Source organism: Streptomyces sp. NPDC001204, assembly GCF_053598035.1.
The window spans coordinates 1-15,944 of sequence record NZ_JBSFJL010000062.1; the positions used below are offsets into that span (position 1 = coordinate 1).

General features: G+C 68.1%; 13 protein-coding genes and 2 pseudogenes. 5 read left to right on the forward strand and 10 right to left on the reverse strand.

The window, feature by feature from the left end; genetic code table 11:
- Both ACWC91_RS40565 and ACWC91_RS40570 read left to right on the forward strand, forming a co-directional pair.
- Positions 1-240: cation:proton antiporter regulatory subunit (locus ACWC91_RS40565; protein WP_450643919.1), on the forward strand; the 240-nt coding region annotated here is incomplete at its 5' end.
- Positions 241-850: 610 nt separating this feature from the next.
- Positions 851-1,075: pseudogene (locus ACWC91_RS40570) on the forward strand (hypothetical protein); the annotation flags it as partial.
- A gap of 210 nt (positions 1,076-1,285) precedes the next feature.
- Here the strand turns inward: ACWC91_RS40570 and ACWC91_RS40575 are convergent.
- The 7 genes from ACWC91_RS40575 to ACWC91_RS40605 all read right to left on the reverse strand — a co-directional run bounded on the left by ACWC91_RS40575 (position 1,286) and on the right by ACWC91_RS40605 (position 9,035).
- Positions 1,286-1,858 carry a DUF1990 family protein gene (locus ACWC91_RS40575; RefSeq protein WP_225077700.1) on the reverse strand — a complete coding sequence of 191 codons (573 nt, stop codon included), beginning with the start codon at positions 1,856-1,858 and terminating at the stop codon, positions 1,286-1,288.
- A 296-nt stretch (positions 1,859-2,154) separates the two neighbouring features.
- Positions 2,155-4,158: a DUF2264 domain-containing protein gene (locus ACWC91_RS40580; protein ID WP_225077701.1), complete on the reverse strand. Its 2,004-nt coding sequence runs from the start codon at positions 4,156-4,158 to the stop codon at positions 2,155-2,157.
- Positions 4,155-4,889 carry a hypothetical protein gene (locus ACWC91_RS40585; protein ID WP_450643920.1) on the reverse strand — a complete coding sequence of 245 codons (735 nt, stop codon included), beginning with the start codon at positions 4,887-4,889 and terminating at the stop codon, positions 4,155-4,157. The genes ACWC91_RS40580 and ACWC91_RS40585 overlap by 4 nt, the downstream gene beginning before the upstream one ends.
- Before the next feature lie 7 nt (positions 4,890-4,896).
- Positions 4,897-5,814: a carbohydrate ABC transporter permease gene (locus ACWC91_RS40590; protein ID WP_281157240.1), complete on the reverse strand. Its 918-nt coding sequence runs from the start codon at positions 5,812-5,814 to the stop codon at positions 4,897-4,899.
- Positions 5,811-6,713 carry a carbohydrate ABC transporter permease gene (locus tag ACWC91_RS40595; RefSeq protein ID WP_225077704.1) on the reverse strand — a complete coding sequence of 301 codons (903 nt, stop codon included), beginning with the start codon at positions 6,711-6,713 and terminating at the stop codon, positions 5,811-5,813. Before ACWC91_RS40595 ends, ACWC91_RS40590 begins: the two co-directional genes overlap by 4 nt.
- Positions 6,710-7,972, reverse strand: a complete 1,263-nt coding sequence (locus tag ACWC91_RS40600) for an ABC transporter substrate-binding protein (RefSeq protein ID WP_450643921.1) — start codon at positions 7,970-7,972, stop codon at positions 6,710-6,712. Before ACWC91_RS40600 ends, ACWC91_RS40595 begins: the two co-directional genes overlap by 4 nt.
- 43 nt (positions 7,973-8,015) lie before the next feature.
- Positions 8,016-9,035, reverse strand: coding sequence for a hydroxyacid dehydrogenase (locus ACWC91_RS40605; RefSeq protein WP_225077706.1), 1,020 nt, complete (start codon positions 9,033-9,035; stop codon positions 8,016-8,018).
- A 169-nt stretch (positions 9,036-9,204) separates the two neighbouring features.
- Between ACWC91_RS40605 and ACWC91_RS40610 the strand changes: the two genes are divergently transcribed.
- A complete protein-coding gene (locus tag ACWC91_RS40610) occupies positions 9,205-10,308 on the forward strand; it encodes a substrate-binding domain-containing protein (RefSeq protein WP_450643922.1) in 1,104 nt (367 codons plus the stop codon).
- Positions 10,309-11,188: 880 nt separating this feature from the next.
- On the opposite strand, the gene ltrA is transcribed toward ACWC91_RS40610, so the two are convergent.
- Complete coding sequence (gene ltrA, locus ACWC91_RS40615) at positions 11,189-12,610, reverse strand: group II intron reverse transcriptase/maturase (protein WP_281157241.1); 1,422 nt, start codon at positions 12,608-12,610, stop codon at positions 11,189-11,191.
- 751 nt (positions 12,611-13,361) lie between these two features.
- Between ltrA and ACWC91_RS40620 the strand changes: the two genes are divergently transcribed.
- Entirely contained in the window at positions 13,362-13,718 is a 357-nt protein-coding gene (locus ACWC91_RS40620) for a transposase (RefSeq protein WP_450643923.1), read from the forward strand.
- Positions 13,719-13,804: 86 nt separating this feature from the next.
- On the opposite strand, the gene ACWC91_RS40625 is transcribed toward ACWC91_RS40620, so the two are convergent.
- Positions 13,805-14,317 (reverse strand): hypothetical protein, encoded by a 513-nt coding sequence (locus ACWC91_RS40625; protein ID WP_450643924.1) that lies wholly within the window; start codon positions 14,315-14,317, stop codon positions 13,805-13,807.
- Between the two features lie 135 nt (positions 14,318-14,452).
- Between ACWC91_RS40625 and ACWC91_RS40630 the strand changes: the two genes are divergently transcribed.
- Positions 14,453-15,496 (forward strand): XRE family transcriptional regulator, encoded by a 1,044-nt coding sequence (locus ACWC91_RS40630; protein ID WP_450643925.1) that lies wholly within the window; start codon positions 14,453-14,455, stop codon positions 15,494-15,496.
- Positions 15,497-15,705: 209 nt separating this feature from the next.
- Here the strand turns inward: ACWC91_RS40630 and ACWC91_RS40635 are convergent.
- A pseudogene (locus tag ACWC91_RS40635) lies at positions 15,706-15,944 on the reverse strand (helix-turn-helix domain-containing protein); the annotation flags it as partial.

Here is a 15,944-nt window from a genome sequence, read left to right on the forward strand (position 1 = left end):
TTCCTGGAGTTCAGCCGACCTGGTACCTCGGACTGCCGGCTGGAAGAGATCCGCATCGCAGCCGACTCCCACCTGCTGGGCCGCCCCCTGCGGCAAGCATGCAAGGGGGTGCTGCCGCTGCTGGTGCGCCGCGCGGACGGCACGCTGCTTCCCCACCCCGACCCGGACAGCGCCCTTCACCCGGGAGACACCTTGATCGTCTTCGGCGACCTGGCGGCTCTACGTCCCATCGAGGAATGAGCGGGGTCCGACAGGCCTGGTCGTGGCCACTGCGGGACCGGTGTTGGCGAACGCCGCCTGCGGCAAGGCGGGCGTGTACAACGACGGCACCACCGTGAGAACGAAGGCGGGCGTCAGCGCCAATATGCGCAAGCGGCTCCAGCACAAGCTGGGGTATCACGGGTTGGGTCGACAATCAGGACAGCCGGGGCGAGCGGAGGGGGGAAGGCCGCCACCGACCCGGTCGGGACGGCGCCGTCGCCCTCACCCCGGAACGCCGTCGCTGGCCTCGTCGCGGGCCGCGGGCGCCGCGCCGAGTACGGCCGCACGTATAGCGGGTATGCGAATAATGTCCGCTCTTTTTAGTTCAGGGCCGCGGGTAGGCCACCGCGAATAGGAGGTATTGGTCTGAATCCCCTCGCGGCCGGGACTCTTTACGCGGTTCAGCCGTCTTGCGGTCCGACAGACACGCCGGTCGTGGGAGGCGTCATGCGGTGGTCCAGCCGAGACACGACGGCCGAGCCGCAGGTACTACCTCTGGGCCCGCGCCGCCGCGTCTTCAGCGTGCCGACGGAGCCGGCATCGGTTCATCAAACGCGCGTCTCCACGCAGGCGGCACAGGCGGCACGGGTCGGTGCTGTCGGCGGACTACCAACGCATCCTCAAGGTGCTCGCGGACCGGGTCCGGCTCCATCAAGGACCGCTGACCTGCCAGGAGATGGCTGCCGCCTTTGGCATGGACGTGGTGCCGGCGCGGGTGGAGGCGCTGCGGTCAAAGGCGAAACGCCTGGTCGCCCGCGGCTGGCTGACCGAGCCGGCGCCGGGCCGGTTCGCCGGGGTGACGGGCCACAAGGGCTACCGCAGGAGGTGGTCCGGGGCGGACGGGTCGGGTGCCGGCTTCAACAAGGCAGCCTGTACGTCGGTCAGTTGGCGGGGCAGGCCGCATCGGGCGGCACCACCGACATCCTCACAGTCAGCCGCGCGGATGTCGCACCGTTGGGTTCATCAGCGAGCCGCTTGACACGTCGCCACCCAGAAGAGTGATCACAGCGACAAGAAGCTCCGATCACTCTAGTCGGGTAGCTCGTGGTCGGGTCAGGGAGCGCTGATACCGGCGCCGGAAGAACTGCTGTGCCAAGAGCAGTGCCGGAAACAGCAGCCGCCAGGGACCGTGCGGGGCGGCGCGAGTCAGGGACCGAATCGTCAGTGCGACCGTGCCGTCAGGGGAACGGTGGACGACGAAGGCCTCCTCGCCGCGAACGGGATGACCGGGCAGCGTCCCGTACGCGAAGCCGCAGCGGTCTGGCGTGTTGACCACGGCTACCACCCGTACGGGCTCCCGCACCGCGAAACGACCGAAGCCTGCGGTGATCCGGTATTCGGCCCCTACGGCCACCTGTTCCCCGGCGCCGTCGCAGCCCGTGACGGTGAAGCCGCTGCGCCGCTTGACGCCCCAGCCCAGGACGGCATCCGCTGCGGCCTGCCAGCACTCGTCCCCGCGTCCGATGACGACAGTACGGGCAAAGGGACGCAAGCCCGTGTGCTCGGCCGACCACGACTCCTGCGCGGGACGCGTCGAACCGACTGGACCGTAGGTGAGCGCCTCGGTCGACGGGCGCCCCGTACCACGCTTGGGCATGGAACTCCTGTCCGGCAGCGAAAGCGGGGCGAGTGTAGTGCTCGCGGCCTCCTGAGTGTGGCATGAACCTGCCCGCTACCTGCACCCACGAGGCGCGGCCGTGGCGCTCGGAACACGGACCGAAGCCGACCGTGCGGACCTTGCCCCGCCGGGACCCGAACCTCCTACCTGGCCAACCTCACCGGATAGACCAGCTCCGGACACTGAACTGAAAGGCACTGTGCGTCCGGAGCCTCGGGCAAAGCAACAACGCCTGCGCCCGTCGGGCTTCGTAGTGCCGTCCGTGAACTCGCTGATTATCCGGACGTGGCGGGCAGAGTGATCGCGGTGCGCAGGCCGTCCCCCCAGGCGACTGCGACGAGATGACCGCCGTCCGGCTCGGGGTGCACGGTCAGTGAGGGGTCCGCGGTATCCGGGCTTCCCCGGTCCAGGAGCACCATGGCGGCGAGAATCTCGCCGAACGGTGTGTCCGTGTCCGTGGCCAGCCAGGGGATCGCCGTCCAGGAGCCGAGGGGACTGGTGTCCTGCTGGGTCGTGACTCCGCCGAGGTTGAATCCCCGCAGGGCCCGCAGGTGAGATCGCAGTGATGCGGTCCGGGCCTCGGCGGACGGGCCCGGCTCGCCGGAAGTGATCCGTGTGGCAGGCCGGGTGTCGGTCGCCACTGGCCAGCCGCCCAGCCGCACGGCACGCCAGGACGGGCTCGCCCCGGTCGGGGGCGTGTCGATCCGGGCGAGGCGGATCTCCACGCCGTCGCGCAGCAGCGAGGCGATGGTGATCATTGGTCCGGGGGTCACCGGTCCGCGCCGGCCCGAGCCGTAGTCGGGCGAGTCGTCGGCGGCGGTGTCGACCCAGCGCACCGGCCCGCGTGAGGCGGCCGCCAGCACACCGCCTGACAGCTCCCGGGCGAACAGCGGCTCGAAGCCGGACCGGTGGGAAGCCCGGCCGGTCTCGTCGAGCAGTACTACCGCGTTGTCGATCGGGGAGGCCACCGCGTCCGCGGTCAGTGGGGGAATCGTGGCGGTGGAGTAGCCGAGCCGTGCGTATGGGGGCGAGTCGGCGCCGGTGTCGCCGGGGCGGGCGTGGTCGGTGCCGTGGTTGAGGACCATCGCGATTCCGTCGCGGCGCCGTGCGGAGAGCAGCCAGCCGGGGGCGGTGAGCACCCGCTCCGTGTCGGCGGTCTCGATGGGGAGCGGGAGTTCCGTGTCCGTCCACACCGGGTGGTCGGCGGGCAGCATCAGCCCGAGCATTCCCTTGGACGCCCAATACGGCGAACCGGAGCCGGAGTAGGACTGGCGCATCGCCGGCCAGGCGTGGTGCCAGCCCAGCGTCAGCAGCCCCTCCGCATCGGGGGCGTCCCGGTCGGTGAAGTGCCGGACGATGGCGCCGGTCACGCGGCGCACCAGTCCCGGTGGTTGCCCGCCGGCTCCGGTGACCGCGCCGACCCAGAACGGTGCGGCGGCGGCGAACCGGTAGGTGAGGCTGCGGCCCTGCAGCAGCGGCGAGCCGTCCGCGCCCACCAGGCGCACCGCGTCGTCGAGGTAGTCCCGCAGGTCCGCCGCCCAGGTCTCGCGCAGCTGTGGCGGGCAGAGCGAGCCGGTGACGTCGAACAGGTGGGTCCACAGCAGCGGGTAGAGGTGCAGGGCCCAGCCGGTGTAGTGGTCGTAGGACCGTTCCTCGCCGTCGCTGAGCCAGCCGCCAGGCCTGCGCATCGAGGCGTGGAAGGCGAGGTCCTCCTCGATGTCGTCGGCCGACCACGGGCCGCCCGCCTCGCGGAGGAAGGACTCGACGACGATCCTGAACCAGACCCAGTTGTTCCGCGGATAGGGCTGCCCGAGCACGGTCGCCAGCCAGTCGACGGTGCGCTCGCGCACCCCGTCGTCGAGCAGGTCCCACAGCCAGGGCCGGGTCAGTTGCAGCACCAGCGCCACGGACGCGGCCTCGACCTTGGCCTGGCCGAGCTCGTCGGGGCGCGGCCAGGCCTCCGCGGAACGCGGGTCGGTGCCCGCCGCCAGGCCGCGTGCGTACCGGTCGAGCAGCCCGCCGGGGTCGGCGCCGTTCTCCCCGGCGATTCGGAAGCCGGCCAGCAGGAAGGTGCGGGCGAAGCCCTCCAGGCCGTCGGAGTCGGTGCCGTACATGCTGACCGGGCCCGGCAGGGCGACGCGGGCGCCGGCGGGGGAGCGATACGGCTCGAGTGCGGCGAGCATCCGGTCCGCGAGAGCGGTCCAGTGCTCTCGGGTCCACCCGGTGTACGGGGAGCGGACCCGGTCCTCCGGGACGGTTGTGCCGGGGCGGATGATCATGCCTTGGCTCCCACAGGGTCTCGATGGGTGTCGCTGAATGCAGGGTTGGCGGCCGGTGCCAGCGACCCCAGCATGGCGCGGCCGTTGCGCCAGACGACGAATAGCGTGCAGCCCGGCAGTACGGCCAGGCCGAGCAGGGGCGCCTGGTTGACCAGGACCAGGGTGATGCCGAGCAGCCCGAGGTTCAGCAGCCCGAGCCACCAGCGACGTACCGACGCGTACGACGCGGTCAGCAGCGTGCGCGGCGAGATCCGCGGATCGTCCGCCACGGCGGCCATTGTCACGATCCCAGAGCTCGCGGCGCCCAGCATGACGACGGCCAGCAGCGGGATCAGCGCCGGCCCCGACGCGGCCTTGCGGAGGACAGCCACGTCGGTGGCCGCAACGGCGACCAGGAGCACGCACGGCGCCCAGCCGAGCAGCGCCGGGGCGAACAGGCGCCGGTAGCCGCGGAACAGCTCGGCCGCCGGTGCCCGGTCGTCCTCGGTGGTCCGCTGCAGGTAGTGGAAGGCGGCGGCGAGCGAGGGGCCGAGGCCGAGGGACAGCAGTCCGAAGAAGGCCGGGTACTGCCACGGCCCGTGCACCACGCCCAGGGCCAGCAGCAGGGGCGCGTTCGTCGCCGCCAGGCCCAGGTTGACGACCAGGACCCGGTGGACGTGCGACCAGAGCAGTTCCCAGGACCCGTGGTCGAGGTTGAGCCTGAGGCGCCGACCGGTAACGGGGGTGCTCATCGCGGCCTCACTTCATTCCGCTGGTGGCGATGCCCTGGACGAAGTAGCGCTGTCCGAGCAGGAAGACGACCAGGATCGGCAGCACCGACAACACCGATCCGGTCATGATCATGGCGTATTCGGAGTCGTAGATGCCGACGAACTGCCGCAGTCCGATCTGTACCGTCCACAGCTCGTTGTCGGTCAGGTAGATGAACGGCCCCATGTAGTCGTTCCAGGTGTTGACGAAGGTCAGCAGCGCGAGACTGGCCAGGGCCGGCTTCGACAGGGGCAGCACGATCCGTGCCCAGATGCCGTACTCGCTGAGCCCGTCCAGCCTCGCGGCCTCGCTGATCTCGTCCGGGATCGTCAGGTAGTACTGGCGCATCAGAAACACCCCGAACGCACCGAAGGCCTGCAGCAGGATCAGCGAGAGATGTGTGTTCACCAGTCCCAGGCGCTCCATGATGATGTATTGCGGCACCATGTAGGCCTGCCACGGCACCGCGATGGTGCTGACGTAGGCGAGGAACAGGGCATCGCGGCCGGGGAAACGGGCCTTGGCGAAGCCGTAGGCCGCGAAGCTCCCGGTCAGCACCTGCAGCCCGGTGATGGTGACACTGAGGAACAGCGAGTTCCCCAGGTAGGTGAGCAGCGGGATCCGGGTCCAGATGCGGGAGAAGTTGTCCCAGTGGAACTCCTGGGGGATCCACTGGATCGGGACCGTGAGCACCTCGTTGTCCCGCTTGACCGAGGAGACCAGCATCCAGGCGAAGGGCACCAGGATCGCGGCCGACAGCGCGATCAGCGCCGCGTAGAGCAGGGCGCGGCCCGCGAGCCGCGCCGTCCGGCGCCGACTCCCCGGAGCGGACCGGCCCCACCGGCCACCGGTCGGGCGCGACGCCTCGGCCGTCGTGCTGTCCTCTCGCAGCACGCTCGTGTTCATCGCTCATTCCTCCGCTGGAACCGGAACTGGACTACGGTGATCATCAACACGATGACGAAGAGCACCAGGGAAATCGCCGAAGAGTAGCCGAAGCGCCCCTGCTTGATCCCTTCCCGGAAGATCACCTGAGACAGCACCAGGGTCGACCGGCCGGGGCCTCCCTCGGTCATGATCTGCACCAGGTCGAAGACCTTGAAGCTGGAGATCGTCAGCATGACCAGCACGAAGAACGTGGTGGGCCGCAGGGACGGGACGGTGATGTGCCAGAACCGCTGCCACGGGCCGGCCCCGTCCACCCGTGCCGCCTCGTACAGCTCCGCGGGGATCGCCTGGAGCCCGGCGAGGTAAAGCACCATGTAGTAGCCCATGTCCCGCCACACACTGGTGATGATGACCGCAGGCATCGCCCAGTCGGTGGAGGTGGTCCACCCCGGCGGGTGGCCGACACCCACGGCCCGCAGCAGCTGGTTCACCGGCCCCAGGTCGGGACTGAAGAGCATGTTCCACACCACCGCCACCGCGACCAGCGAGGTGATGTACGGGAAGAAGAACGCCGTACGCAGGAACCCGACGCCGCGGAGTTTCTGGTTGAGCAGCACGGCCAGGCCGAGGGACGCCGCCAGCGTGAGCGGGATGTGGCCGACGGCGTACCACGCGGTGTTGCTCAGTGCGACCCAGAAGGTGTCGCTGCCGAACATCCGGCGGAAGTTTTCGAGTCCGACCCATTCCGGTGTGGAGTATGAGTTCCAGTTCGTGAACGCCAGCAGCAGCGTCGCGAGCACCGGCACCAGGGTCAGGGCTGCGAAACCGAGGAAGTTCGGGAGGATGAAACTCCAGCCGACCAGTGTGGTGCGCCGACTTCGCCGCTTTGCGGCTGCGGCGCCGGATTCCGGGCTCATCCGACTTCGGACTTCACTCGGGAGTTCATCTCCTTGATGCCCTGGTCGAGCGACTTCTCACCGGTCATCACGAGCTGGTGCTCCTCGGTGAGGATGGTGTCGACGTCAGAGGACTTCTCGCTGATCGGCATCTCCAGCTTCACCGTGTCCGGGTGCATGGCTTTCTTGGCGAGATCGTCGGTCGGCATCCCCTGGACGGAGAAGTAGGTGTTCATGACCGATTCGTCGGTGTAGGACGGGGTGATGCCGATCTTGGCGACTGCGGCGGCACCCTCGGGGCCGGACGCGAACGTCAGGAACTTTTTGGCCGCGTCGGAGTTCTTCGCCTTCTTGTTGATGGCGAAGGCGGTCGGTGCGCCGAAGGTGGTCGTCTTGCCGTCGGCGGTGATCTGCGGCAGGGGTGCCATGCCCCAGTCGTCCTTGAAGTTGCCTGCGGCCTTCTCCTGCACCAGGACCGCGGCGAACCAGGTGCCCATCGGCATCATCGCGGTCTTGTCGGTCGTGAACATCGTCTTGTAGGTGACCTTCTGGCTGTTGGCCGTGGCCCACGGCATGGTCGCCCCGGACTTCTGCAGGTCGAGGGTCATCGCGTACTGGTCCTTGAAGAACCCGTAGTCACCTCCGAGCAGGTCGCCGCCGGTCTGCGCCGCCGCGATCGCCTGGACGAGCGAACGCCAGGTGTGGTGGTAGGTGCCGTAGACCTTCGACGCGCCGTTGCCCTTCGTCTGTCGCTTCGCCAGCGCGGCGTAGTCCGACCAGGTCAGCTTGGACAGATCCGCGCCGCTGTCCTTGAGCAACGCCTTGTTGTAGTAGAGGACGTAGAAGTCCTGCCGGTACGGCAGCGCGTAGTACTCGCCGTTCAGGTCGTAGGCGTCGAGCCCGCCGTACTTCGCCTTGTCGAGCTTGCCGGCCTCATCGGTGACCGACTGAAGCTGGCCCCGCGTACCGAACCGGGCGTAGTCCGTGAGGGTCTTCATCGTCAGCACGTCGGTGGTGTCGCCACCGGCCAGCATCGTGGTGACCTTCTCCGAGTAGTCGTCGGAGAGGATGTCGACCGGGCGGACCTCGATGTCCGGGTACTTCGCCTTGAACCCGTCGATCAGCGCCTTGAACTCGGGTGTCTGGTCGTAGTTCCACAGGGCGATCCTGAGCACCTTCTTGCCGTCGGCGGTGGTGTCGGAACCGCCACCGCTGCTGCACCCTGCGGTGAGCAGGGCCAGCGCGATGGCTGCCGTGAGGATCTTGGCGGGTCTTCTCATGGTGCGTATCTCCTTCGGTGTTGGTCGAATGGAAGACATCGGCTCAGGCACTCAGTCCGAGGGCCCAGGATTCGGCGGTGACCTCTCCCTGCAGAGGCTGCCGCCCGATCCACCGGGCCAGCTCGTCGATGGTGTGGTCGGTGAGGCGCCCGATCTCCGAACCGAGCGACCCTGCCACATGCGGGGTGACCATCACTTGGGCCAGTCGCCGCAGCGGTGAACTCTCGGGCAGCGGCTCGGGGTCGGTCACGTCGAGGATGGCGAAGAGGCGACCGGACGCGCACTCGGCAGCGAGTGCCTCGGAGTCGACGAGGCTGCCGCGCGCCGTGTTGATGACCGTCGCATGGTCCGGAAGCAGACGCAGTTGCTCGGTACCGATGAGGTGCCGGGTCTCCTGCAGCTCGGGAGCGTGCAGGGACAATACGTCGACTCTGGGCAGCAGGTCCACCAGCTCGACCAGGGTCGCGCCAGCCGCCGCGACCTCCGTCGGGTCGGCGTGCGGATCCGCGACCAGGCAGGTGGTGCCGTCGAGAACCTTGAGCAGTTCGACCACCTTGCGGCCGATTCGGGAGAACCCGACGATGCCGACGGTCTGCGCGAAGTTCGACAGGTCCCCGTAGCCCGTCACCCTGCCCCACCCCTCGTACGCGAGACGCTCGTCGGCGGCGAGGAAGGGAACCTTCTTGCCGGCGAAGATGATGGCCGCCAAGGTGTACTCGGCCACCGGAATGGCGTTGGTGTCGGCTGCGCTGGTGATCCGGATCCCCCGCCGCCACACGTCGTCTCCCACCAGGCCCCGCACGCTGCCGGCGCAGTGCAGCACCGCGCGCAGTGCGGGTGCCGCGTCGAGTCGCTCCGGTGTCAGCTGGGGAGCGCCCCAGGACGTCAGCATCACCTCGACGTCCGCCAGCTGGGCCCGTACCGCCGGGGCGTCGAGGTCGTCGGTCCAGACAGGTTCACCCAGCGTCACCAGGTCCGCCAGCCGTGCGAGGCGGGCAGCGTCGAAGTGCGCTTCGAAGCTCTCCCTGCTCATCACGACCAGTGCGTGTGGCTTCGTCTGCATCAAGCGTCGAGTCCTTCCCTCGGCCGGTTTCACACCGGCGCTGGCGAGCGCGTCTTGCCGGTCGCGTGGGGAAAGAGATAGTGGTGGTGAGCACAAACCCGCTACGGCTCGTACATGAACGAAGCGATTCGTTCAGAGTCGAACACACAGGATAGGGGAGGGTGAACCGATGGCCGGTGACCGGCTCTTCGCTCTGCAACGCAGGGAGCGGATCATGGACGAACTACGCCGGCACGGCGCCGTCCGGGTCCCCGAGCTGGCCCAAATGCTCGAGGTCAGTGAGCTGACGGTCCGGCGCGACATCGCCGCACTCGCCGGCCGGGGCCTGCTCACCAAGGTGCACGGCGGCGCCACCCTCCCGACCGAAACCGACTCGACTCCTCCGCGCCGGAGCCGTCTTGGATCCACGCCGTTCACCATCGGCATGGTCGTTCCCTCGCTTGACTACTACTGGCCGGCCATCGTGACCGGCGCCCGGGCAGCCGCAGTCGCGCTCGGCGTCCAGATCCAGCTGCGCGGGTCGAGCTACGATCGGGCCGAGGACCGCCGTCAGATCAGCCGACTGATCGAGGCCAAGCAGGTGCAAGGACTCCTGCTGGCGCCGAGCCTCGAGGCCGACGGCGCCGATGAGATGATCGACTGGATCGGCAAGCTGCCGGTACCGACGATCCTGGTGGAACGGCAGACGTCGCCTTGGACACCGACGCCGCGCCAACTCGAATGGGTACGCAGCGACCACGCCCTCGGCATGGAGATGGCGGTGCGTCACCTCCACGAACACGGCCACCGGCGGATCGGCCTGGTACTCGCGAACGGCAGCCCAACCTCGGCGCATCTCGCCCAGGGCTGGCTGCGGGCCTGCGCGGAACTCGATCTGCCCGGCAAGTTCGTGGTCCGCGAGAGCGTGGCCCTCGACATACCCGGCCACCGGCAGATCATCGAGGAGATCCTGCTCCGCTGCCGCCGGTCCCGGACCACCGCGCTCATCGTGCACAGCGACCAGGACGCGATGTCCGTCGCCCAGTACGCCGCCGAGCAAGGCATCGCCATCCCGGACGACATGGCCCTCGTCAGCTACGACGACGAGGTGGCCCGGCTCGCCGAACCGGCCATGACGGCGGTCCGCCCGCCCAAGTCCCGGGTGGGCCGGGTCGCGGTGGAGATGATGGTCTCAAGGCTGATGGAGGGCAAGCGCCGCCCGGCGCAACGCGTCCTCGTCCTGCCGGAACTAATCATCCGCAACTCCTCGTTCAAGACGGGGGCCGGCCGGTGACCGGGACGGCTGAGGCTGGCTCCGGTGGAGGCCGAACCGCCTGAACGGACCTCAGCTGTGGCCATGCCTGGTTTTACGCCACGGCGCACGCGATGGGCACCGTAGTCGTCCCGACGCCACTGAGGCTCTCGCCGCACGTCCGAGCCGGGACGAGATCGTCCGCCACACATGCTCCCCGGTTCTTCCCGGCCTGTCCTGAATGCATCCCAACCACCGCCAGGTCCTTTCCCGGGGTCTCGACGTGTTGCCCAGGAGGCCATCATGAGCGACTCGCACGCGAACCGGAACGATTCCTCCAACACTGGATCCTCCGCCTGCACCCCCGTCAGGTGGTCGCCCTCCTCAGCCTCTGGACCAGCTCGTCTGTCGACGGTCACGCAATTCCCCACCCAGAACGTCACGCAATGGGCCAGGGGGACGCCGACGTCGCGATCGTCGTGGACATGGGGACGGTGACCGCGTCAAGGTCCCCAGGGTGCCAGAGGTTCCCGGGCCGCCCGATAGCCAGACCGTCGTTCAGGCTGGTCAGGGCTGTCCAGGGTGGCCGCAAGGCCAGCGCGGAGCGCCGCCGAAGGCGCCCTTGACTGACCGGACCAGCCGCATACTCGACCGTCGGGCGGCCCGTCACGGCCTCAGCCCAGGTGGGGAACTACGTGACGCTGATCATGAAGATTCTGGGGAATTACATGACCGCTGACAGCTCGTCGTCCTTTGCCCGAACGAGTATCAAGTCATCGAGCACAACGCCACGTACACGGGCCCGCCCAAGCACTGCCTGCACGAGAGACCCTGAAGTTCCGCTGAGTAAGCCCGGGGCGCGGTGTCGGGATTGCTCCCGGTCCGTTTCCCCGGACTTCTCGCCGAACCGGACGTGCGCCTCTCAGCGCATCCGGCTCTCCACGGTGACTGCCGTGGGCTTGATCGTTGGCCATGGGCTGGGGATCTTCGCTCCTCGCCAGCGGTAGCGGGTGACCGCAACCGTCTGAAGGTCGAAGAGGGTGGTCCCGTCCGCCGAGATGGGCCGCCAGTGCCCTTGCGGGGTGACGAACCGGCGGCGGATGTCCTTCCACGTCCAGTGGTGCCGGACCTTGAGCATCCTGATCAGCCGCCACCACACAAAGTTGGCGAGCGTGCTGAACTGGTTCTTGGCGACAGCGTGCTGGAAGTAGGCGGACCAGCCGCGCAGGATCTGGTTGATCCTGCGGAGCACGGACTGTAGATCTTGTTGCGACTGCCTGCGGGTCAGGGCCCGGATCTTCGCCTTCAGCTGCCGGATAGGGCGCTGGCCGATGAAGGTGTAGACGTGCCATTTCTCCGTCCCCTTCTTGCGGCGCCACTGGATGCGGAACCCCAGGAAGTCGATTCCGTCGGCCAGGTTCGTGATCTGGGTCTTGGCCTCGGAGAGGTTCAGGCCCAGAGGTTTCAGTACCCGGCTGACGTCCTCGCGGACTGCTTCGGTGTCCTGACGTGTGCCGTTGACCAGGACGACGAAGTCGTCCGCGTAACGGACCAACCGCCAGTTCGGCAGTCCTCGGCGACGCCGATACCCTCGCTCCCAGGCAAGCGACATCTCTCCGCCCGGCTTCCACGGCCCCATCAGATGCTCATCGAGCGCTGATAGGGCGATGTTGGCCAGCAGCGGGGAGAGGATGCCGCCCTGCGGTGTCCCGGTCATGGTCTCCTTGTTCTCACCGAGTTCGGTCAGAATCCCGGCCTTGAGGAATGCCTTGACCAGGCCCAGGACGCGTTTGTCCTTCACCCGGTGTCGCACGCGGTCCAACAGGGCCGTGTGGTCGATCCGGTCGAAGCACGCCTCGATATCCGCGTCCAGCACCCAGCGATACTGCTTGGCGCCGAAGTGGTGGATCTCGGCGATCGCGTCCCAGGCCCGCCGCCCGGGCCGGAAGCCGTAGGAGACCGGCGCGAAGTCGATCTCGAAAATCGGCTCCAGTACGAGTTTCAGCGCGGCCTGCACAATCCGGTCCGCCACCGTCGGAATCCCGAGGGCGCGGACCTTCCCCGACCCGCCCGGCTTGGGGATCTTGCGTTCCCTGACTGGGAGGGGACGGAACGAGCCGTCCTTGAGGGCGGCGCGCAGATCGTGCAGGAACCCGGGCACCCCGGTGTACTCCTCGATGTCGGCGACGGTCATGCCGTCGACACCGGGAGTGTGAGAGCCCTTGTTGCCCGCAACCCGATCGAACGCCACGGTCAGCGTCGCCGGGTCGTGCACGAGGTTGAACAGGTCGTCGAACCGGCGGCCGGGATCGGCCGCCGCCCAACGGTGCAGTTTGGCCTGCATCTCCGATACCCGCTGTCGGGGACCGACAGTCCCGGTGGGCGGAGCGCTGCCGTTCGGCGGCGCGTCTTTCGGCATTGCAGCCTCCTTGCTGCCCGTCTTCCGCTGCCGCCCTTCCCCATGTGGCCGGCTTTCCCGGCCTCGGAGTACTACGGCGGCTCCGTCCCGTCCCCGGCCGATCGGCGGTCGATGCACCCAGCCCCCGCCGCCGCGCTGGAGGAGCGGGCGAGGGCGAGGCCGGGGACGGTTCCCACGTTCACCGTGATTCGCTGGATGGAGGAGGAGCCCGGCTGTGCCCCAGCGGCATCGCCACGAGTACGCCGCAGACCTTCCTCGTGGCCTCCCACTCCGTTCAGGGATACATCGTGGGAGTTCTCCCGCCTCCGGTACTTCCTCCGAACGGAGGATGCCCGTCAACGCGATACGCACCGCATCCGGCCCAGATCCGCCAGGTTCGAGCCGGTGTCCAGGTTGAAGGACGTAACAACGCCGGTTCCTCGCGTACTCCTCTCCACCTTGCCGACCGGACCCGCACCATCTGGCAGTACTGGCACGTCCCGGCCCTGTCAGGGCTGCTTGCCGCCCTCCCCGGCATCACCCGGATCAGACTGCCCTCAGCTTCAACCCACCTGCTACGACAGGCAGATGACGGGGTCTTTCACCTCCGTACGAATCACAGCGCCTCGTGGCGCAACCCATGGGCTGGACAGCCTGATACGGGGACGGTCGGTCCCGGAGGAAGCAGTTCCAGGTAGTGAGCAGGAAGGGCAGCACGAGCAAGCGGTACACGGCCGAGTTCAAGCACGACGCGGTGGCGCTTGTCCGTGCGTCAGGGAAGACGGTCACCGAAGTCGCCCGGGAGATCGGGGTGAACCCCGAGGGCCTGCAGAACTGGGTGAACCAGGACAGGGTGGATCGGGGCCGGGGGTCCGCGGGTGCTCTGACCAGCGATGGCTGTCTCTGCCGACCGAGGACTATCCCCGGACCAGCCGATGTCCGAAGAGCAGCACACCGTACGTTCTCGCTGGTCACTTCGATGTCAACCATGTACCACCAGCAGACGAAGAACCTCCTGGTGTCGTACTCCCCGAAGAAGCTCGGCTTCTTCTAGGCGCAGAAAAAGGGCGCCTGACCAGGGCAGATGCCCGTCAGGCGCCCCTCTCGGCGCACACCTGAGCAGCGAGTCGAAATACTGCCTTACTCCCGATATTTCCCACCGGTATCCCAGCTTCGACCAGCAGTTCCGGGGCATTTCCGGGCCAGGGTGCCCTCCAACGCACCCTCCGCATCGTCCGTCGGCTCCTCCCACCGCCGCATGGACTCCTCGATCAAGCTGTTGGCATGGTTGCGCGCTTCGGCCAGGAACTTGGCGTAGTAGCGGAAGAGCACCTGGATGCTCTGGCCGGCTCGGCGCGCACACTCCGCGGGCTCGACGCCGGAGGCCAGCCAGAACGAGATGCCGGCGTGGCGCAGGTCGTAGGGGCGCTTCGCCGGCTCAAGGGCGTGCTCGTCAAGGGTGAGAGCAGCCTCACGCGCTCGCCCCCAAGTGATGCCGTACGCCGAGGCGTTGATGTAGTTCCCCACTGCGTTGCGGAACAGGCGCCCATCGGGTGCCACTCCAAAGCGTCGGATGTGTTCACGCAACATGCGGACGAGCACTGGGGGGATCGGCACCACCTGCCACCGCCCGCTGCCCAGACCGTCCACCACCAGCCCAAACCCAAGAGCCAGAGCAACCTAACGGAGTCCTACTAGGCGATGAACGGGCTCAAGTCAGCAAGGACCGCGCGTGAGTGGTCACAGGAGCGCCTAGTCCGAGAGATCGAACGCCATGCGCGCCAACACATGCTCACCGTGGCATCGACGGCGAGTCTGCGGGTGTACGTCTCGGAGTGGGAGAACGGCCGGCGCCCCATCTCCGCGCGGTACGCGAAGATCCTTCGTGTCCTGCTCGGTGTCACGGACGACGAGCTGACCGGCAAGCCGGAGGCGTCGCCTGCCGTCCCCGCGGCTGACGGTTACGACGAACTCATGAGCCGTATCGATGCGGCCCGCAGCGTCAGTCTGACGATGGTCGAGACGTTCATGGACCAAACAGAGCTACTCCGGACCATGGACCGGCAGCTGGGTGCCGCGAGTCTGGTCGACCAGATGACCGCGCATCTGTCGACCCTTGAGGACGCTCTCACGTTCGCCGTGCTTCCCGAGGCTCGACGCCCGGTCGCCCGAGCGTTGGCCGGGGCGGCGACCCTGGCCGCCTGGCAGGCGCTCGACGTCGGCGCGGTTGAACGAGCCTGGCGGCACTACGAGCTGGGCAAGCGAGCGGCTCAGGAAGCCGAAGAACCGATGTACCTGGCCCACGCCACGGCAGAGCAGGCGTACGTACTTTGCGACGCCGGACGCCCATCCCTGGCGATCGGGCTAATACGGGACGCACAGCGACTCGGCGGCAAGGCCATGTCCCCACGTCTCAGGGCCTGGCTATATGCCGCCGAAGCCGAAATCTGTGCCCGGTCCGGGCTCCAGGACGAGTGCCGACGGGCGCTTGACAACGCAGTGCGGTGCCTGCCGCCGGGAGAGGAGGCCCGGGACCCAGACATGCTGAGCATTTTCCTGAACGCGGGGCACCTTGCCAGGTGGCGCGGTAACGCGCTGGCGCTGATAGGTGATGACGACGCGGTGAGCAACCTCTACTCCGCGCTGGAGACGGCCGACCCGACGTTCATACGGGCATCGGCCGGACTGCGCTGCGATCTCGCGCAGGCCCACCTTGCCCGCGGCGAGTACGACCAGGCCCACGAGCATCTGCGGCAGGCCCGATTGGTGGCGAGCCGGACCGGGTCAGTGCGCCATCGACGGCGGATCGAGCAGCTCACGCAGCGGTTGTAGGCGCTGCCGTCGTCGCACTACAGCGTCCTGACGAACCCCCAGGTCGGGACGTTCGTCGCTCGATGCGCGAGCTGTCACGCTCGATACCCTGATCCCTGGGTTGTGGACACTACCGAGCCAATGCCCTTCGCCTGGGCGCGGGACTCCGACGAGCCGCCCAGTCAAGACCGCCCGGATTCTTCGGCGCCTGGACCTGCCACGGACACGTCTTCGTCCCGTTCGAGAGCACGCCGGGTCGGCGCCTGCCAGGACCAGCCGTGCCGCTTCAACAGCCGCCACACGGTCGCCACCGACAGGCTCAAGTGGAACCGGCGCGAGATCACCTCCTGGATCCGGGCCAGTGTCCACCGCTGGTCCTCGAAGCCGTGAGCTGCCGGCCCCTTGCCCAACTCCTCCTCCAGCACCGCGACCTGGGTGTCCGACAGCCGCGGTGCGTTCGCAGGCCCGG